General features: G+C 58.7%; 18 protein-coding genes. 7 read left to right on the forward strand and 11 right to left on the reverse strand.

All coding sequences use genetic code 11. The annotated features are described in order from the left end of the window. Nucleotides 1–101: 101 nt before the first annotated feature. The 5 genes from mcrC to ABWV64_RS09085 are packed head-to-tail and all read right to left on the reverse strand — an operon-like array spanning nucleotide 102 to nucleotide 4,758. Nucleotides 102–1,172, reverse strand: a complete 1,071-nt coding sequence (gene mcrC, locus ABWV64_RS09065) for a 5-methylcytosine-specific restriction endonuclease system specificity protein McrC (protein WP_353344239.1) — start codon at nucleotides 1,170–1,172, stop codon at nucleotides 102–104. Beyond that, on the reverse strand, nucleotides 1,172–2,965 hold the full coding sequence (locus ABWV64_RS09070; RefSeq protein WP_353344241.1) for an AAA family ATPase: 1,794 nt from the start codon (nucleotides 2,963–2,965) through the stop codon (nucleotides 1,172–1,174). The genes mcrC and ABWV64_RS09070 overlap by 1 nt, the downstream gene beginning before the upstream one ends. A 51-nt stretch (nucleotides 2,966–3,016) precedes the next feature. Beyond that, nucleotides 3,017–3,916, reverse strand: a complete 900-nt coding sequence (locus tag ABWV64_RS09075) for an HNH endonuclease (protein ID WP_353344243.1) — start codon at nucleotides 3,914–3,916, stop codon at nucleotides 3,017–3,019. Between the two features lie 4 nt (nucleotides 3,917–3,920). Then, nucleotides 3,921–4,217 carry a hypothetical protein gene (locus ABWV64_RS09080; RefSeq protein ID WP_353344245.1) on the reverse strand — a complete coding sequence of 99 codons (297 nt, stop codon included), beginning with the start codon at nucleotides 4,215–4,217 and terminating at the stop codon, nucleotides 3,921–3,923. Nucleotides 4,218–4,221: 4 nt separating this feature from the next. Continuing rightward, nucleotides 4,222–4,758 (reverse strand): helix-turn-helix domain-containing protein, encoded by a 537-nt coding sequence (locus ABWV64_RS09085; protein ID WP_353344247.1) that lies wholly within the window; start codon nucleotides 4,756–4,758, stop codon nucleotides 4,222–4,224. A gap of 253 nt (nucleotides 4,759–5,011) precedes the next feature. Between ABWV64_RS09085 and ABWV64_RS09090 the strand changes: the two genes are divergently transcribed. Continuing rightward, complete coding sequence (locus tag ABWV64_RS09090; protein ID WP_353344249.1) at nucleotides 5,012–6,094, forward strand: tyrosine-type recombinase/integrase; 1,083 nt, start codon at nucleotides 5,012–5,014, stop codon at nucleotides 6,092–6,094. 94 nt (nucleotides 6,095–6,188) lie between these two features. On the opposite strand, the gene ABWV64_RS09095 is transcribed toward ABWV64_RS09090, so the two are convergent. Together ABWV64_RS09095 and ABWV64_RS09100 are read right to left on the reverse strand one after the other, a co-directional pair. After that, nucleotides 6,189–6,893: a winged helix-turn-helix domain-containing protein gene (locus tag ABWV64_RS09095; protein ID WP_353344251.1), complete on the reverse strand. Its 705-nt coding sequence runs from the start codon at nucleotides 6,891–6,893 to the stop codon at nucleotides 6,189–6,191. Further along, nucleotides 6,865–7,194 (reverse strand): hypothetical protein, encoded by a 330-nt coding sequence (locus ABWV64_RS09100; protein ID WP_502902642.1) that lies wholly within the window; start codon nucleotides 7,192–7,194, stop codon nucleotides 6,865–6,867. The genes ABWV64_RS09095 and ABWV64_RS09100 overlap by 29 nt, the downstream gene beginning before the upstream one ends. A 217-nt stretch (nucleotides 7,195–7,411) precedes the next feature. On the opposite strand from ABWV64_RS09100, the gene ABWV64_RS09105 reads away from it, so the two are divergent. The 3 genes from ABWV64_RS09105 (at nucleotide 7,412) to ABWV64_RS09115 (ending at nucleotide 9,973) form a co-directional block, all read left to right on the forward strand. Then, nucleotides 7,412–8,008: a hypothetical protein gene (locus tag ABWV64_RS09105; protein WP_353344253.1), complete on the forward strand. Its 597-nt coding sequence runs from the start codon at nucleotides 7,412–7,414 to the stop codon at nucleotides 8,006–8,008. Nucleotides 8,009–8,122: 114 nt separating this feature from the next. Next, the gene (gene rnhB / locus ABWV64_RS09110; RefSeq protein ID WP_353344255.1) at nucleotides 8,123–8,779 is read left to right on the forward strand and encodes a ribonuclease HII; all 657 of its coding nucleotides are present in this window, start codon (nucleotides 8,123–8,125) and stop codon (nucleotides 8,777–8,779) included. 90 nt (nucleotides 8,780–8,869) lie between these two features. After that, a complete protein-coding gene (locus ABWV64_RS09115; protein ID WP_353344257.1) occupies nucleotides 8,870–9,973 on the forward strand; it encodes a site-specific DNA-methyltransferase in 1,104 nt (367 codons plus the stop codon). 138 nt (nucleotides 9,974–10,111) lie between these two features. Here the strand turns inward: ABWV64_RS09115 and ABWV64_RS09120 are convergent, their stop codons facing one another. Together ABWV64_RS09120 and mutY are read right to left on the reverse strand one after the other, a co-directional pair. Continuing rightward, complete coding sequence (locus tag ABWV64_RS09120) at nucleotides 10,112–11,239, reverse strand: alkane 1-monooxygenase (RefSeq protein WP_353344259.1); 1,128 nt, start codon at nucleotides 11,237–11,239, stop codon at nucleotides 10,112–10,114. A 6-nt stretch (nucleotides 11,240–11,245) separates the two neighbouring features. Further along, on the reverse strand, nucleotides 11,246–12,352 hold the full coding sequence (mutY, locus tag ABWV64_RS09125) for an A/G-specific adenine glycosylase (protein ID WP_353344261.1): 1,107 nt from the start codon (nucleotides 12,350–12,352) through the stop codon (nucleotides 11,246–11,248). A gap of 90 nt (nucleotides 12,353–12,442) precedes the next feature. Here mutY and ABWV64_RS09130 point away from each other — a divergent pair, with 90 nt between their 5' ends. The 3 genes from ABWV64_RS09130 to ABWV64_RS09140 are packed head-to-tail and all read left to right on the forward strand — an operon-like array spanning nucleotide 12,443 to nucleotide 14,776. Then, nucleotides 12,443–12,955 carry a DUF721 domain-containing protein gene (locus ABWV64_RS09130; protein ID WP_353344263.1) on the forward strand — a complete coding sequence of 171 codons (513 nt, stop codon included), beginning with the start codon at nucleotides 12,443–12,445 and terminating at the stop codon, nucleotides 12,953–12,955. Nucleotides 12,956–12,968: 13 nt separating this feature from the next. Next, nucleotides 12,969–13,649, forward strand: a complete 681-nt coding sequence (locus ABWV64_RS09135) for a DsbA family protein (RefSeq protein ID WP_353344265.1) — start codon at nucleotides 12,969–12,971, stop codon at nucleotides 13,647–13,649. After that, nucleotides 13,649–14,776 (forward strand): CaiB/BaiF CoA transferase family protein, encoded by a 1,128-nt coding sequence (locus ABWV64_RS09140; protein WP_353344267.1) that lies wholly within the window; start codon nucleotides 13,649–13,651, stop codon nucleotides 14,774–14,776. Before ABWV64_RS09135 ends, ABWV64_RS09140 begins: the two co-directional genes overlap by 1 nt. 118 nt (nucleotides 14,777–14,894) lie before the next feature. Here the strand turns inward: ABWV64_RS09140 and lpxK are convergent, their stop codons facing one another. Both lpxK and ABWV64_RS09150 read right to left on the reverse strand, forming a co-directional pair. Further along, the gene (gene lpxK, locus ABWV64_RS09145) at nucleotides 14,895–15,893 is read right to left on the reverse strand and encodes a tetraacyldisaccharide 4'-kinase (RefSeq protein WP_353344269.1); all 999 of its coding nucleotides are present in this window, start codon (nucleotides 15,891–15,893) and stop codon (nucleotides 14,895–14,897) included. Beyond that, the gene (locus ABWV64_RS09150; RefSeq protein WP_353344271.1) at nucleotides 15,893–17,110 is read right to left on the reverse strand and encodes a 3-deoxy-D-manno-octulosonic acid transferase; all 1,218 of its coding nucleotides are present in this window, start codon (nucleotides 17,108–17,110) and stop codon (nucleotides 15,893–15,895) included. The genes lpxK and ABWV64_RS09150 overlap by 1 nt, the downstream gene beginning before the upstream one ends. Nucleotides 17,111–17,118: the final 8 nt, after the last annotated feature.

Here is a 17,118-nt window from a genome sequence, read left to right on the forward strand (position 1 = left end):
TTTAACGATCCTCAAGTTGGGTGGTCGGGTACGCAAGCCTGACCATCCGTTTCTCACGCCGAAGCCGCGGTGTGCCGCACCTTATTTCATGAGCGCGCATACTATCCGGTCTCAGCTGTATCCAGCAGTCTCAGCTGCCGTTCGAAAATCGATGCGGTGGCAGTCAGGTCAATGGTTCTAAATGAAATTTCATGTCCTTGGACCATCATCATTTCATTTACATAACCTCCCGTCTGCGGGTGGAGCAGAATACCTTTGGCTGACAGGCTAGGGGCATCAGATTCTTGCTCTTGGGTTCGGAGGTAGGAATACATCTGGTAGAGATACCCGCTCCGCAAGACCTCACTTCGATAGTTTGAAGAGGTCAAAATTTTCGTGAACTTCGTATCGATGACCACACGGCGTCCCGATTGGGCATGGTTCAATTCGATGTCTGTCTGCATGCCAGGAAGGATCCCATACAGGCCTGAACTCGCGTCAGAAACCGGCCAGGAAATGCGGCGACCCTGCGCAATGTGCCACCCCTTGGGCTCCAATTGAATTCGACAAGCGTTGCCGACTGCGCGTTCGAAAAGTCGCCGGATTAGGTGCTCGGTTGTTTCATCGCCAGGTTGCAGGGCGTTGCCTTCGATTTTCGTTGGAATGCTACCGTCAAACACCATGCGTGCGAGCGCGACCATCATTCGATCTGCGCTCTCGTTCCGTCCGATCTGATCCGTTGCCAATTGAGCCCGCGAAGGTCGCATACCGGACACACCAAGGCGGGCAAAATCGGCAGCAAGTTTACGACATCGATGGGCCGTTTCGATGTTATCCACCCTAGCTGCGAGGCGCTCAAGCGCAGTACGCACCAATCTGTTCCGAGGCGTATCCATAACATGTTCTTCGAAGCGGCAGGCGACTTGTCCACGATCCATAAGCTGAGCAGTTTCAGTCGCCAGCATATCGATGCGACCGCGAACCCGTTGGAGCACTGCCGATTTAGAGCGATACCCTCTGCTTAGGTTCTTTCGCATTCTATCTTCGACCACATGCACCAGAAGCCGCCCGATGAGGTCAGGGAGGTCCCTGGCGTCCTCAACATCCCGCTCGTATTTGTCACGAAACTGGACGAGATCCGCGGCGTATAAGAACAAGATCCAAATGTTTCGGACGGGGATTGGCTTGGACATCACAACCCATTGCGCAAACGCGCCATTGCCTCAGTTGCCCGTTCTGGCGCGTCGAACCAGTATTCTTCTAACAGTGGCCCAATCTCAGTTTCGATGACATCTTTGAACCAAGTTTTGGCGCCCTCAACGGTTTCGTTTGGGGTCACATATGAATGACCTATCCGAAATTGCGGGCCCAAGGATCTGTCAGATGAAATCTCATCGTTGAGTGCGGTCATTTGGGTCCGGATGAAATCGATCGTTTCCCCGTCGATGCCACGGTCTGAGCACCAGGCAGCCCAAGAGTCGTTTAGAATTGGCTCTAGGGAAACGAATGCAAAACGCCGTCTCAGCGCCAAATCCACAAGCGCCAAAGAACGATCAGCGACGTTCATTGTGCCAATAATGTAGAGGTTGTCAGGCACATGGACGCGTTCGCCAGGTTGTTTGCGATAAGCGAGCTCGATTGCATCTGCTCGACTACGTTTTGTGTTCTCCAGCAGAGTCAGCATTTCACCGAAAACTTGCGCAGGATTGCCACGGTTAATTTCCTCGATGATCAAGACATGGGCAATGTCAGGTTGAGCACGCGCGACTTCGACGGCTTGAAGAAAAATGCCGTCGGTTATGACGAGGCCATTTGAGCTGGGCCGATAACCTCGTACAAAGTCTTCGTAAGACAAAGAGGGATGAAACTGCACCGAGCGCAGTTGCCCTGGGCTCGGGTTTCGTTTCCCGATGAGGGCCTTACCCAATCTCTTGGCAAGCCATGTCTTACCAGTGCCCGGAGCGCCTTGCAGAATGATGTTTTTCTTACTCTCTATGCGAGAGATCATTCCCTGCAATGTGCCACGCGTCATGAAGCCACCGTCTGCAATGATGTCGTCTACACCATAGGGCTCAATTGGCTGCTCATCATCCGCTTCTTCTTGTTCTTCAATCGCAGCGAGCGGCTCAATATCTTCCGCATATTTTTCAGCCCAATAGGGGTGTTTGAGGAAGCGTTCGATGTCCTGGTCTTTGTTCTCAAAGGTGAAGCCAACTAGTTGCCGAGCCATTTCATCGTCTTCGAAACGTGCCCGGGCAACAGTCGTCCGGTATGTGTAAAAGAACCATTCGCGAGGAGGATCTATTTCTTCCCAGGATACTTCGACCGTCTTTCCGTCATCGTGATTGCCGGTGATCGTCCCAATTGCTTTGATCCGCATCGCGCTGACAGCGCGTTCACGGTTGTCGAATGGCACATCATGTTTACGAGTGTATGTTGCCTTTATGGCAATTCGATCGCCTTGTTTCATTTGGCGCACGAGGTGCGAAAATTTGTCGTCGTAGCCGTTCTGCCAAATGCCATTTTCTAGGAAGCGAGGCGTTTGGTCCCCCTCATCCCAAGCCGCGCCCACAAACCAATAGTTCACTCCGTCTGGTACGATTTCGCCTTCAGGTGCCTGGTCCTCGTCCTCGTCGGCCTTGATCTCTGTACGCGCCTCGCGAAAGAGCTGGATTGCGAACTCATCAGTCAGCTCAGCGGTTTGTCCCGCATCGGTCAACGCCCAAACACCGCGTTTCGGTGAATAAAGTAACCCCGCTTTCGTCAGGTAGAATCTGCCCCATGCAACCCGGTTTTCAAACGTGGGGCGGCCATTCTTATTAACCTTTGACATATCTTCGTCTGAGAACTCGTACCTACGTGCGATCTCATCAAAAACTTCTCTCGGCTTCGCCTGACCGCCTAGATCTCTTAGCACTTCGATTAATGGGCCGAAGTAGCTAACAAATTGGGGCACCCCTTCGATTTTCTGTTCAAATAGTCTCACGAGTAGCTCCACCTATCATCTATATGTAAAAGCCCGGAAATCAGTGGGCCATCACTGCTTAAAACAATTCTCTCTGTGCCAGGTTACAAACTCAGTCCTTGGCCGGTTGGCGAGGCGATCCGGCACCAAGATCTTGCCGGATGAGTTGATCATCGATGTCACGGCTTCGATATCGTTGCTCTGGCGGGAAACCAGAATAGTTAGGTCGTCTGCCAACCCAACGAGGCCGCGATCAAACATCCAATGCGCTGTTCCAGACAAGGCGAGCCCGTTGCTGACGATGTCGGGGCCGTCATGCTCTACCGGTCTGATATGAGCGGCTTCCACTTCAGCTCGGCCACCGCCGTTGATGAGACGTAAACCAGTTATTGCGCAGCGCTCGCCATAGGCGCGCAGGACGTTCTTTCGGAAATTACGATCCCGAACCGCGCGATTGGTAAGCTGGTTGACGCGTTCTCGTGCGGGCATGTGTTGGAAAGGTGTTTGTGCGTCCTGAAAACCTGGCATCTGCATCGTGTCGCCCACGCGAGGCAGGATGTCCTCATCCCGTCCAAGACCACGTTCAACTATTCGGGCAAAGTCTTCAGCTGCAAGGGTTCTTACCGCGGCTTGCGCGCGTCCGGATATCTTGCCTTGATCGTTCAGCAATCCTCTTTCGACGATTGAATTCTCGTCCCGGAATGAAACAGGGTCGCCGAAATCAAGATACGTTCCCGGCTCGATCACCGCCAAGAACATGTCCTGCTTCCTAGGATCCGGAATGATCTCCTGGACCTTGGCGACAGCAAAATAGCCTTTGGTCTCTTTGACCTTGCTTGGCTCTAGGTAGACGATCCAATCCCCTTCGCACTGTTGGGCACGCGAGAGGTATTGCTTGGGAAACTGATACCGCTCCGAGGGAATGTCGTCGTAAATCGAGTCGCTGCGATGGATGAAAATACCAAAGGCCATCGGATCACCCGCGTTGGAGGCGTTCCAGTTTTCGATCGGCTGCGCGAAGGGTCAGCACCGCACCTGTCAAAAATGGAAGTGCCAATCCAGCTGCACCGATTGCGAAAATCATGATGGTGGCCAAAACTGAGTATTCTGCGGTCTGTTGTGCCAGTGATAGTCGACCCAAGCCAATCAGGTAGAACACGCTGGTTCCCAGAAAGATCAGGTAAAGCGGCCCAAAGGGTTCAATCACCTCACGGCGAGTGCGCTCCAAGACCGAATGCCGCAACATGTTCCAGCGTTTGCTTGCCTTGTTCACCAGATTACTCCCTTACCAACTCGATCCATGTGTGCACGTCATCATCCGTCACTTCACGACCTTCGACATGCGATTGATACCAACGAGCCACGATGGCCCCGCGCTTTTCGCTTTTGATCTTTATGCCCTCTTCGGTGAGGTGCTGATCCAGTGAGCTTTCGATGTGTTTGAGGGCATCGAAATCATGCCCCGCCCGAATGGATTTGGTGCCCAGAAGTAGCCAGGGTACGTCCACCTCGAACCGCTCACCCATCGCGACCAAGGCTTCTACAGGCATTCCTCGCTGGCCCTTTTCGTAGCTGTGATACGCGCGCGGTGAGACACCGATAGCTTCGGCCATGGCCGCTTGTGAGAAGCCGATTTCATTGCGAGCAATGGTGAGACGAGCACCCATTGCAGCAAAAAGATCAGCAGGTTTCTGCGGCATCTGAATTTTCCAATTGACTACTTCGCCGAAATTCGCGAACTTTGCAAAAAATGACGAACATTTACATTTAATCACATCTGACCACGTCAGAAGGTGCAGAACAAGCGATTCCATGCGTGTCGCCGATTCAACTTAAGCGGACAAGGACGACTGAAATGGCAGAGACCAACTATTCAGACAGCTCTCAGATCTTGGGGCTTGGGAAGACGCCCGCCCAATGGGTCGAAGTCATGGCCGGGATGGGGATCGATATTTCAGAACGCACCTTGCGCGAACGCGCCAATGAGACGGGCGCATTCTATCGCCTTGGGCGGACCATGCTCATCACGCCCGCGCAGATTGATACGATTTTTGAAGGAGGCCAGTCATGCCGCTCCAAATTTACAAGAGGGGCCGTGTCTACTGGGCCAAGGGGTGGATTGAATACAACGGCAGGCCAATCGCCGGCCCATACCGGCGAAGCACTAAGGCATCTACAGAAGAGGGCGCACGGGACTGGATAAACGATGAGACCGAACGTCAGATCCGTCGCTACGTTGTGGGCGACGAACCGAGCAAGACGTTCTCCGATGCAATCATGCTCTACAACGCGTCCCCAAAAGCAGCGAAGCAGTTGATCCCGATTGTCGAAGCAATCGGCGACCTGTCGTTGAGCGCAATTTCCGGTGCTTTACTAAAGAGCCTTGGGCCGAAACTGAAACCCAAAGCGTCGACCGATACCTGGTGGCGTGAAATCGTGACGCCTGCGAGTGCAGTGATCAACAACGCGCATGAGCTCGAGGGAACGCCTCTGATCCGCGTGAAACCCTACGACAAGTTCGAGCGGATCGCTCAGGATAAGCGACGAGGAAAGCTGAGCCGCGTCGAGCGCACACCGGCTGACAAGGAATGGATCGAGGCGTTTTGCCGTGCGGCCGATCCGTACAACGCCGCGCTGGTCCGTTTTATGTTTGAGACGGCTGCGCGAATTGATCAGGCCGTATCATTGGAGCCAGACGATCTAAGGCGACACGAAAACAAAGTTCGGGTAAAGGCCCAGAAGGGACATCCGGAAAGCTGGATCACTGTTTCGCCTCAGATGATGGAAGAGCTGCTCGCGCTTCCACCGAAGCGCCCAAAGAACCGGAAGACCGGCAAGCTGATGAAAGCGCGCATCTTCGGCTATGGCAGCTCGACAGGTTACAACACGCGCTGGAAGACTATCTGCAAGCGCGCGGGCATCCCGTACCTTTCTGCCCACCCCGCAGGACGGCACGGCTTCTTCACTGAGCTGGTTGTACGCCAGGGTGTAGACCCAGTCACTGCAGCCAAGGCTGGCCGCTGGTCTGACCCCAATTTGCCTATGCGGATTTATGCCCACGCAGAGACCGACGAGGCCGACATTAGGGCCCGTTTTCGTACAAACCATGTACAGGACGACGCTGTACAAACACCCAACAGTAAGAAATAACAAAAGGAATAGCGCTATGAACGGTTCCCTCCTAAGGGGCAGGTTGCAGGTTCGAATCCTGCCGGGGTCGCCATACGCGGGTCTGTGCCGGGCGCTAAATCACTCGAATGACATCCTTGCCGACCGAAAGCATATAGCCGCGGCGCGCTATGTTTTTGACCAAAAGCTCGCTGACCATCTGATTTCCCAAAGTATCGCGCAGGCGTTTGATGCGGGTCGCGCCTGCGGCCTCTTCGCAATCGGATGAGGCCCGCCCTGATATTACCCCTTCGATTTCGGCGCCGGTCATCACGTCGTCGTCCATCCGCGCCTCGGCCAGAACGCTCAGGGTTTCCATCGCGGCGGGGGTAAGCTTGAACCCCATGTTATTGAGGTAGACGGTATTTTCCTCGCGGCTGATCAAAAGCGAACTGACCTGAATGCCCGACCGCTCAATTTGCGCCATGCGGCGGTTCATCGTCACCAGCATCACCAAAAATACCAGTGCCGCGACCAAAAGCGCGGCGGCAAAGAGCATCAACACAAAAATCACCATGCGATAGCCTGCGAGCGTGTCGGAAAAGGCGGTGCCCGATTGGGCGAGGATCTCCAACAGCTTGATCTCGGCCTGCGCGGTCAGATCGGTGTTCTCGACAAACAACCGCTCGACCCGCGCGTTGAAGGCATTGGCGCTGGGCAGGGCGGCGAACAGAACCGCCGCTGCCGCGATCAAGGCCATAGCAATCGCCGCGATCCCGCCGTAAACGATGCGGCTGCCGGAGCGGCGCGCCTCAGAAGCGGAGGTAGTATGGTCCGGCATTGGTCTTCCTTTGGTCCAATTGCGTGGCATCGAACACCGACAGGACCTGTAGCAAGGTCCATCCGTTTTGCTTGAGCCGTTTGGCGGCCTCTTCGGTCGCGTCGGATTTGGTGCAGGCCCCGTTCAGGGCCAGCACGCCATAGTGCAGCTTTAGGGGCGCGTCTTGCTTGGCCTTATAATCGGCATAGCAATCGGCGGCCCGTGCGGCGGGGGCGATTGGCAGCGCAAGACCAAGAGCGAGGCCAAGCACCATCGCCGCGCGCAGGGCGCCTTGGCGCAGGGGGGTGAAAATATGTGTCATCATGGGCTGCACTCTGCGCGCCGCCGCACGGTTATTCAATATCCATGCCGCGCGCCGCCCGCGAAAACGGGCTGCTATCGGATAACCATGCCGCGTTATTGCCTGTCTTTGCCGCCGCGCGCCATCGTTTGAGCATCACCGCCGTCTTGCCTGATCCAACGGGCGCCTCGGCACTTTGGTTCAAGCGCAGATGCGCGCAACACGAAAGGACAACCCTATGTCCCGCAAGTTTATTTCCGGCATTCTCGCCGCTTCGATTGCCATCTCGACCCTGTCGGCGGTTCCGGCCCGCGCCGACGAGCGTGACGCCATGCGCGCCGTGGCGGGGATCACCGCTCTGTTTATCCTCGGCAAAGCCATCGAGAACAGCCGCCGTGACCGCGAAACCGTGACGCGTCAAACCGGACCTTCGCGCGAAGAGATCATGCGCCGCCACCGCGAAGAGGAGCGCGCCCGTGCTCGCGAACGTGAGCGTGAAGAAGAGCGCGCGCGCCGCGAGCGTGAGCGCGGCTATGGACATGGGAGAGGCAATTACGGTGGTCGCCATGATGACAGACCCCACAAGATTATCCCGCGCCCCTTGCCGCCCGTGGTGATGGGAAACCTCTTGCCGCGCGAATGCCGCGTGTCCTTGCCGACCAATCGCGGCACGCTCAACGGGTTTGGCGCGCGCTGCCTCGAGCGCAATTTCCGCCACGCCTCGCGTTTGCCGCAAACCTGCATCACCCGTGTCGAGCGCAGCCGAGGGCCGGATCGTTTGATCTATGGCGAGCGCTGCCTCAATGCACGCGGCTACCGGATCGCCCGCCGTTGAGCAGAGCGGCGCCATAGGCCGCAGGCGGGTGGAGAGGGGGCTTTGGACATGGGCCCCCTCTCTTTTTATGCGTGCCCTCTTGCCATGCATTGCGCCCTGCGCTTTGACGGGGATATGAGCACAGCACAAAAAACAGCCCCCGATTACAGCCATGAGACCGCCGCACATCAGCGCGGGTATCGCATTGTCGCCGGTGTGGACGAGGTCGGGCGCGGCCCATTGGCCGGTCCGGTCAGCGCCGCCGCCGTGATCCTCAACCCCGATGATATTCCCGAAGGGCTCAACGATTCCAAAAAGCTATCGGCCAAACGGCGCGAAGCGCTCTTTGCGCAAATCATGGAGCGGGCCGAGGTCAGCATCGCGCATGCTTCGGTCGAGGAGATCGACGAGTTGAACATCCTGCGCGCCTCGCATCTGGCGATGGAGCGCGCGGTTGCCGGATTGTCGCGCCGTCCCGACCAACTGTTGATCGACGGCAATATGATCCCGCGCGGCCTCGCGGCGCAGGGCTATTCAAGCGAGGCGATCATCAAGGGCGATGCGCGCTCTGTGTCGATTTCGGCGGCCTCGATTATGGCCAAAATAAGGCGCGACCACATCATGTGGGATTTGGCGCAACAGTTCCCTGGTTATGGATGGGACACCAACGCCGGATACCCGTCAAAAAGCCACAGGTTGGCGCTCGAAAATCTAGGGGTGACCCCACACCATAGACGTTCGTTCAAGCCCGTCCACAATATGTTGTATCAACACAAAAAACTAAGTGATTGATTCAAAAAAGAATTTGACCGCGAATCGTCTTTGACTCATCCTGACCTCAACCAAAGAGCGCAACCAATTGCGCCGGGACCAGAGGCAGAAATGAAGACTATGACCCAAGCAAAGAGTGCATCCGCGCTCCCTCTCAACACGATTCTTGATGGCGATTGCATCGAGGTGATGAATTCCCTGCCGGAGAATTCAATCGATCTCATCTTCGCTGATCCCCCCTATAATCTACAGCTCAAAGGCGACCTTCACCGCCCTGACAATTCGCGTGTGGATGCGGTGGATGACCATTGGGATCAATTCTCGTCTTTTGCTGCCTATGACAAATTTACCCGCGACTGGCTCAAGGCTGCGCGGCGTATCCTCAAGCCGAATGGCGCGATCTGGGTGATTGGCTCTTATCACAATATCTTCCGCGTAGGCGCCGCCTTGCAGGACGCTGGATATTGGATCCTCAATGATGTCGTGTGGCGCAAATCCAACCCGATGCCGAATTTCCGCGGCAAGCGGTTCACCAATGCGCATGAGACGATGATCTGGGCCTCCAAACAGGAGGGCGGCAAATACACCTTCAATTACGAGGCGCTGAAATCGCTCAACGAGGGTATTCAGATGCGTTCGGATTGGGTTTTGCCGATTTGTAACGGCGGCGAGCGGATCAAGGATGAGAACGGCGAAAAGGCTCATCCCACGCAAAAGCCCGAAAGCCTGTTGCACCGCGTTCTGGTCGGGTCGACCAACCCTGGCGATGTGGTGCTTGACCCGTTCTTTGGCACAGGCACCACGGGTGCGGTGGCGAAAATGCTGGGCCGTGAATTCATCGGGATCGAGCGCGAGCAAGCCTACCGCAAAGTGGCGCAAAAACGCATCGAAAATACCCGCAAATTCGACCGCGAGGCTTTGCAGGTCTCGGCCTCCAAACGTGCCGAACCGCGCGTGCCCTTTGGCCAATTGGTCGAACGCGGCATGCTGCGCCCCGGTGAGGAGTTGTTGTCGATGAATGGCCGTCACAAAGCCAAAGTGCGCGCCGATGGCACGCTGGTCGGCGATGATGTCAAAGGCTCGATCCATCAGGTCGGCGCGAAACTCGAAGGCGCGCCAAGCTGTAACGGCTGGACCTATTGGTGCTTCAAGCGGGACGGTAAAAACGTGCCAATTGACATCCTGCGCCAACAAATCCGCGCCGAAATGGGCTAACCGCCCGCACATTCACACATAGTTTTATCGGAGTTGTTCTTGGGAACACCGCCGGTGCTTGCGGCCTTGGCGGCGGCACCTACTTGCCTCGCCTTCATTGGCGGGGCTTTTTTGTTGGGACGCCGAAAGGCGGGTTCATCAAGCCTCGTGACGGCCGATCTTATAGGGCATCCAATCGGTGATGTCGGGGTAATGCTGTTTGCGCCACGCACGCACGCGCGGGTTCATCACGCGCCGCCACAGCGGCGGGAGCATCGCAACAGAGGCCATCAAAGGATATCCAAACGGCAATTGCGGCGCCTCGTCGGCCTCGTAATTTTGCAAAAGCGGGAAACGTCGGTCGGGTTTGTAATGGTGGTCCGAATGGCGCTGAAGATTGATCAGCAGCCAATTCGACGCCCGATGCGCCGCATTCCACGAATGATGCGGTTTGACGTGCTCAAACTTGCCGCCCCCCAGATACCGACGGGTTAACCCGTAATGTTCGACATAGTTGGTCAGCTCCAATTGCCAGACCGCCGACAACGCTTGCCATAAGAAGAGCGCAAGGCCGAGCCACCCGCCAAGCAGCACCGCCAATCCGAGCATAAGGACTTGCAAAAGCGCATAGCGCCAGAACGGGTTTTTGCGGCTGAACACCCCCGCGCCGCGCCGCGCCAACATCGAAGTTTCTGCCTCCCACGCCGAGCGCGGGCAGTCGCGTAGAACGCGGAAAAAGAAACGGTGAAACCCCTCGTTGTAGCGTGCGGTCACCGCATCGCGCGGGGTGGCCACATGCAGATGGTGGACCAGCAAATGTTCGGAGCGGAAATGTGAATAGAGCACCATCGACAAAAGCAGATCGCCCAGCCAACGCTCCAGATTGTTTTTCTGGTGCAAAAGCTCGTGGCTATAGACGATCCCGATCGAGCCGGAAATCACCCCGACGCCAAAGAACAAAACTCCCATTTCGAGCGCGCTCAATTGGTCGGTGTGGGCAACGTAATAGATGAGCCCGAACACCGTCACAAATTGCACGGGAAACCAGATCATCGTAATGGCGCGATACCAAAACAGGTCTTCGGTCTCGGTTTGCGGATCGGCGTTTTCAAGGTTCAAACCCGTCAGCGCGTCGAGCAGCGTAAACAGCCACCACCCCGACGCGGGCAAAAGCAACACCGTCCACCCGCCCTGCGTCGCGCCGATCCACGCCATGGGCACCAATCCCAGCGAGAGCCAGAACGGCGCGGCATTGCGAAATCGGCGAAGGGCAGAGGCGGGGATCATCAGGTCCTATCCATTTCGGTCACTCAAGCGGCCAAGCGAAAGTCTATCGGCAAAGGCGCCTTGCGCAAGATCAAATGCCTTGCGCATCACCGTGGGCAGGTCCGAGGGGCGAAAGTCATGCGCCGCGACAAACTCCCCCTGTTCGGGGGCGGCGTCCATCGGCAAATCGGCGACCTGCACCGCGAGGCGCAGGTGAAAATGCGTAAATGTGTGGCGCGCCTCTTCGGGCAGGGCGCGCCAGTCGGCCTGCGCGGGCGGGGCTTGGGCGAAGATCTCGCCCCATGGCGCACCGGGCCAGCCGAGCATTCCCCCCAAAAGCCCCGTGTCGGGGCGGCGCTCCAGCAGATAGGCGCCATCCGCGCGCCGCCCGATATAGGCCACGCCAAGCCGCACGGGCTTGGGCTTTTTGGGGGTCTTCTTGGGAAGCTGCGCCGCGGAGCCCGCCTTGCGCGCCGCGCAAGGATCGCGCCACGGGCAAATGCCACAAGCGGGCGATTTCGGCGTGCAGATCGTCGCGCCCAAATCCATCACAGCTTGGGCGTAATCGCCGCAGCGCTGCGGCGGGGTGAGCGCCGCCGCGCGCGCCATCAATTCGGGCTTTGCGGCGGGGAGCGGCTTGTGAATATCGTAAAGCCGCGCCATCACCCTTTCGACATTGCCGTCCAGAACCGTCTGCTGCGCGTCAAAGGCAATCGCGGAAATCGCGGCGGCGGTATATGGCCCGATGCCCGGCAGTTTGAGCAAGGCGGCATGATCATCAGGGAACTGCCCGCCGTGATCCGCCGTCACCACACGGGCGCATTTGAGCAGGTTGCGCGCACGGGCGTAATAGCCAAGCCCCGCCCATTCGCCCATGACCTCGCCATCCTCGGCGGCGGCCAGATCCTCGATGCGGGGCCATCGGGCTGTAAAGCGGGTGAAATAATCCTTTACCGCCGCTACAGTGGTTTGTTGCAGCATGACTTCGGACAGCCAGATGCGGTAGGGGTCGGGCCGCTGCCCCCCCCGCAAGGAGGCAGGCGGGATGCGCCATGGCAAATCTCGCGCGTGCACGTCATACCACGCCAGCAGCGCATCGCTCATATCGGCCGGTTTGGGGCTGCTCTTTACCATGTCACGCAATCTTTATGCCTCTAAAGCGTTTCGGGGCTGTTTTGCCGCTCGCAAGCCACTAGAATAGCTTAAACACCTAGGATTCAAGTCATGGCCGCAGGGCGCAAACCCACCACGCGAGGTTTTAAACAGACCTCCAGCCTTTTGCAGGAGCGTATCCGCAAAGCAGGCGAGAGCCGTGGGTTTGCGGTGACGCGCCTTTTGACCCATTGGCCCGAAATCGTCGGCGAAGATATCGCCGCCATCGCGCGGCCCGTTGATGTGAAGTATGGCCGCCAAGGTTTCGGCGCAACGCTCAGTCTTTTGACCACCGGCCCCCATGCGCCGATGCTGGAGATGCAAAAAGAGCAAATTCGCGCCAAGGTGAACAGCGTTTATGGCTATAACGCCATCTCGCGCCTGCGCATCACGCAAACTGCGCCGACGGGGTTTTCCGAAGGGCAGGCAGAATTTACCTACCGACCCAAATCCACGTCAAAACCGGAGCCGAAACCCGAAGTTGTCGCGCAAGCGCAAAGCCTTGCCGCGCCGGTCGGGGATGACAAACTACGCTTGGCGCTTGAAGCGCTGGGCCGGAATATTCTATCCAAGACGAAACGCTAGAAAGGGTTTCTTGATGAACCGAAGAACGATGATGATCGGCGCCGCCAGTGCGGCTATTGTGGCAGGGCTTGGCGGCTGGATCGGCCTGAACGGGCGCGGGGCGGGCACACCGCCGAACCCGCTTGGCGCGGCCAATGCCGCCGATGACGGCGCGCAAATCGACACCTCCGGCATTCAGGAAATGACCCTCGGCGATCCGGATGCACCCGTGACGGTGATCGAATACGCCAGCTTTACCTGCCCGCATTGCGCCAATTTCCACAAGTCGGTGTTCAAGCAATTCAAGGCCGAATATGTCGATACTGGCAAGGTTCATTTCATCTACCGTGATGTCTATTTCGACCGCTTCGGGCTTTGGGCGGCGATGGTGGCGCGTTGCGGCGACGGGATGCGTTTCTTTGGCATTGCCGATCTGCTTTACGAGCAGCAAAAAGATTGGGTCGGCGGCGGCGATCCGGTGACGATCGCCAATGCCTTACGCAAAATCGGCGTGATTGCCGGATTGGACGAGGCGACGGTGACGCAATGCCTCGAAGATGGCGACAAGGCGCAGGCATTGGTGACATGGTACCAAAAGAACGGCGAGGCCGATGACATCACCGGTACTCCGACCCTGATTGTGGATGGCGAAAAGCAATCGGACCTGAGCTTTGATGCGCTCAAGACCTTGATCGACGGGAAGTTGGAAGGCTGATGAGCGGCGCAAAACCGGCCCCATTGGCGGGGGTCAAAGTCATCGAACTGGCCCGCATTCTGGCGGGCCCTTGGGCGGGGCAGACCCTTGCCGATCTGGGCGCCGAGGTCATCAAGATCGAAGCGCCGCAAGGGGATGACACGCGCCGCTGGGGGCCGCCCTTTGTCGAGCGCGAGGGCGACAAAAGCGCCTCATATTTCCATTCGTGCAATCGCGGCAAATCCAGCATCACGATCGATATCGCAACCCCCGAGGGCCAAGCGCAGATGCGCGAATTGGTCAAGGATGCCGATATCTTGATCGAGAATTTCAAGGTCGGCGGATTGGCGAAATACGGGCTGGATTACGACAGTTTGAGCGCCGTGAACCCTGCGCTGATCTATTGCTCGATCACCGGCTTCGGGCAGACGGGCCCCTACGCCCACCGCGCGGGGTATGATTACATCATCCAAGGCATGTCGGGGCTGATGTCGATCACCGGCGAGCCGGACGGCGCGCCTCAGCGTGCGGGCGTGGCGGTGACTGATCTGTTTACCGGTATCTACTCGGCCACGGCGATTTTGGCGGCGTTGCATCAACGCGGCGCGAGCGGGCAGGGGCAGCATATCGATATGTCCCTGTTCGATACGGCGGTATCGGTGACCGCCAATCAGGCGATGAATTACCTGACCACCGGAACGCCGCCAGGGCGGACCGGAAACTACCACCCCAATCTGACGCCCTATCAAACCTTCGAAGTCAAAGACGGGCATATCATCATCGCCACGGGAAATGATCCGCAATACCAACGGCTGTGCCGCCTGCTGGGCTTGGGCGAGATGGCCGAAGCGCCTGAATTTTTGACCAATCAGGACCGCATCGCCAACCGCGAAGAGATGACGCGCCGTTTGGCCGAGGCTTGCATGGGCTTTACCCGCAGCGAGTTGCTCGCGGCCTGCGAGGCCGAAGGCGTGCCTGCGGGGCCGATCAACCGGATGGATGATGTGTTTGCCGACCCGCATGTGAAGGCGCGCGCAATGCAGATCGAATTGGACGGCATCCCTGGCGTGCGCGCACCGTTTCGGTTTTCCGGCGCCGATCTTGCCCTGCACCGGCCCAGCCCGAAGCTTGGCGAAGACAACGGCTGAGCGGCCGCACACTTGCCGCGAGGGTGGGCGATGTGGCGGATTTGGGGAGCCTCCGGCGGAAGTATTTCTGCCAAGAAAAAGCCTTGCGCCCCGCCTCGCCCCGCCCCGTCGCGGGTGTTTAGCGGTTTGGCGCGATGGTCGCCAAAGCCGCGTCCAAAGCCGCGGTGTCGTTGATCTCGAGGCGCACGGGCAGGGTAAGCACCTTTTGGCGGAAGGCATCGGGCAGGCGCACCGCGTCTTTCTCGGTGGTGACCATTTGAGCGCCGAGCAGTTTGGCCTCGCCTTCCAGCCGCGCCATGAGCGCGGGGGTCAGCGGTTGGTGATCGTCCAGCGCCTCAGCGCGCAGCAAGGTTGCGCCAAGGCCGCGCAGGGTCGCAAAGAATTTTTCGGGATGTGCAATACCGGCAAAGGCCAGAACGCCTGTATCGGCCCAATCCATGCCGGTTTCGAGCGGGCGCGCCGCGCCGGTCAGATGGGGGACGGTGATTTGGTCGGACCATGTGCGCGCGAAGGTTGCCTGCGTCTCTTCTGCGCCCAGCGACAGAAGCAAATCGGCGCGGGTGATCCCCTCGCTGACCGGCTCGCGCAGCGGTCCAGCAGGCAGGCAGCGGCCGTTGCCAAAGCCTTTGGCCGCATCGACCACGACAATCGAGAGGTCTTTGTGCAGGCTCGGGTTTTGGAAACCGTCGTCGAGCAAGATGATATCTGCGCCGTCCGCTTGTGCGGTGCGGGCGCCCTCCGCGCGGTCTTTGGCGACCCATGTGGGGGCGAAAGCGGCCAGAAGGAGCGGCTCGTCTCCGGTCTCGCCCGCGCGGTGTTTGAGCGGATCAACGCGGACCGGCCCGTCCAGTGATCCGCCATACCCGCGCGAGACGATATGCGGGGTGTATCCGCGCGCTTGCAGGTATTGCAGCATGAATATCGCGGTCGGGGTTTTGCCGGTGCCGCCTGCATTGATGTTGCCGATACAGATCACCGGCACATCGAGGCGCGCTTCGCTGCCGTTGGCCAGTCTGCGCGCGGTCAGCGCGCCGTAGAGCCAGCCAAGCGGCGCCAAAAGCCGTGCCTGCCATGTCGGGCGCTCGGGGCGCGTATACCAAAACAGCGGCGCGCGCATTATCCGGCCTCCATCAAATCAAGCGTATCTTGGACCAGATCGAGCACTTGGTCGGTCACCTCCGCGCCTTCGGTTGCCACGCTCCACGCGGCCGTCGCCATAGAGGCGGCCTGATCAGGGGCGATCAAGCGGCCGAGCGCGGCGGCCAGCGTATCCGCATCGCGCACGATCCGCGCCGCGCCTTGGGCGGCAAAGCGCGAATAGGCCCCCAGATAGCGGCTGATGTTCGGCCCGTAAAGAACCGCCGAGCCGAGGGCGGCAGGCTCGTATGGATCACGCCCGCCGGCTTGGCCAATTAATGAGCTTGCCATGAAGGTGATCGGCGCAAGGCGATACCAAAGCCCCATTTCGCCGCGCGTATCGGCGAGCAGGATTTGCGTGGTCTCGGTGGGCATTTCTCCGTCGGACCACACCGCAACCCGCCATCCATCGGCACGCAACTGGCGCAGCATTTCGGGCCCGTCTTCTTCGTTATCGGGCACAAGGATGAGCAAGAAGCGCGGCGCATAGCGCGAGGCGCGCCGGTGTGCATTCGCAATGATCGCGAGCTCGCCCATTTGCACCATCGCCGCAAGCCAGACGGGCCGCCCTGCGAGGTCTTGCGCCATCTCTTCGCGCTCGGCCTCGTTGCATTGCAGGGCGGTGCCACCTTGTTGCAGCGGGCCGGTGACCTCGATTTCATCTTCGGGCACGCCAAAACGGCGCAGGCGCTGCGCGGCATTGGCATTGGTGGCGAAATAGGCGCTGAACAGGCCCAAAAGCGCGCGGCTCATATCCGGAAGCCACCGCCATCGCGCCTCCTCAAAACCGCTTTCCTCCGCATCAAGCAGGATCATCGGTATGTCCTCTTCGGCGGCTTGCGTGATCAAAGCGGGGCGCAACTGCCCGCCGGTCCAAAGGCAGATGTCAGGCTGCCAGTGGGACAAAAACTGCTGCACATGGTCGAGGTAGTCGGCGGGCACCGCTTGCCATATCATCGCGCCCCGCAAATGATCCGGCGCGGGCATGTCTTCGGGTGTCGTCAGCAAAAGCGTCAGGTCGGGCCGCTGCAATTTGAGCCGGTGATAGAGCTGGATCACGGCGGCGGCTTTGTCCGGACCGGTCGCATGTGCCCAGATCACCTCTCCGGCTGGGCGCGCGGTGGTGATCGGGTCGGGGCGCTGCGGCGCGCGTGTGGCAAGAGCCAGATAGGCCTTAAGACTGAGCGAGCGCGCCATTGGGGTCG

The sequence above is a fragment of the Litorivita sp. NS0012-18 genome (assembly GCF_040371945.1).
GTDB lineage: Bacteria > Pseudomonadota > Alphaproteobacteria > Rhodobacterales > Rhodobacteraceae > Litorivita.

Excerpts from the sequence above, each read along its gene's own strand:
- mcrC (WP_353344239.1), bottom strand. The coding sequence starts at position 1,172 with ATGTCCAAGCCAATCCCCGTCCGAAACATTTGGATCTTGTTCTTATAC.
- ABWV64_RS09075 (WP_353344243.1), bottom strand. The coding sequence starts at position 3,916 with ATGGCCTTTGGTATTTTCATCCATCGCAGCGACTCGATTTACGACGAC.
- ABWV64_RS09085 (WP_353344247.1), bottom strand. The coding sequence starts at position 4,758 with ATGGAATCGCTTGTTCTGCACCTTCTGACGTGGTCAGATGTGATTAAA.
- ABWV64_RS09090 (WP_353344249.1), top strand. The coding sequence starts at position 5,012 with ATGCCGCTCCAAATTTACAAGAGGGGCCGTGTCTACTGGGCCAAGGGG.
- ABWV64_RS09095 (WP_353344251.1), bottom strand. The coding sequence starts at position 6,893 with ATGCCGGACCATACTACCTCCGCTTCTGAGGCGCGCCGCTCCGGCAGC.
- ABWV64_RS09100 (WP_502902642.1), bottom strand. The coding sequence starts at position 7,194 with ATGACACATATTTTCACCCCCCTGCGCCAAGGCGCCCTGCGCGCGGCG.
- ABWV64_RS09105 (WP_353344253.1), top strand. The coding sequence starts at position 7,412 with ATGTCCCGCAAGTTTATTTCCGGCATTCTCGCCGCTTCGATTGCCATC.
- rnhB (WP_353344255.1), top strand. The coding sequence starts at position 8,123 with ATGAGCACAGCACAAAAAACAGCCCCCGATTACAGCCATGAGACCGCC.
- ABWV64_RS09115 (WP_353344257.1), top strand. The coding sequence starts at position 8,870 with ATGAAGACTATGACCCAAGCAAAGAGTGCATCCGCGCTCCCTCTCAAC.
- ABWV64_RS09120 (WP_353344259.1), bottom strand. The coding sequence starts at position 11,239 with ATGATCCCCGCCTCTGCCCTTCGCCGATTTCGCAATGCCGCGCCGTTC.
- mutY (WP_353344261.1), bottom strand. The coding sequence starts at position 12,352 with ATGGTAAAGAGCAGCCCCAAACCGGCCGATATGAGCGATGCGCTGCTG.
- ABWV64_RS09130 (WP_353344263.1), top strand. The coding sequence starts at position 12,443 with ATGGCCGCAGGGCGCAAACCCACCACGCGAGGTTTTAAACAGACCTCC.
- ABWV64_RS09135 (WP_353344265.1), top strand. The coding sequence starts at position 12,969 with ATGAACCGAAGAACGATGATGATCGGCGCCGCCAGTGCGGCTATTGTG.
- ABWV64_RS09140 (WP_353344267.1), top strand. The coding sequence starts at position 13,649 with ATGAGCGGCGCAAAACCGGCCCCATTGGCGGGGGTCAAAGTCATCGAA.
- lpxK (WP_353344269.1), bottom strand. The coding sequence starts at position 15,893 with ATGCGCGCGCCGCTGTTTTGGTATACGCGCCCCGAGCGCCCGACATGG.
- ABWV64_RS09150 (WP_353344271.1), bottom strand. The coding sequence starts at position 17,110 with ATGGCGCGCTCGCTCAGTCTTAAGGCCTATCTGGCTCTTGCCACACGC.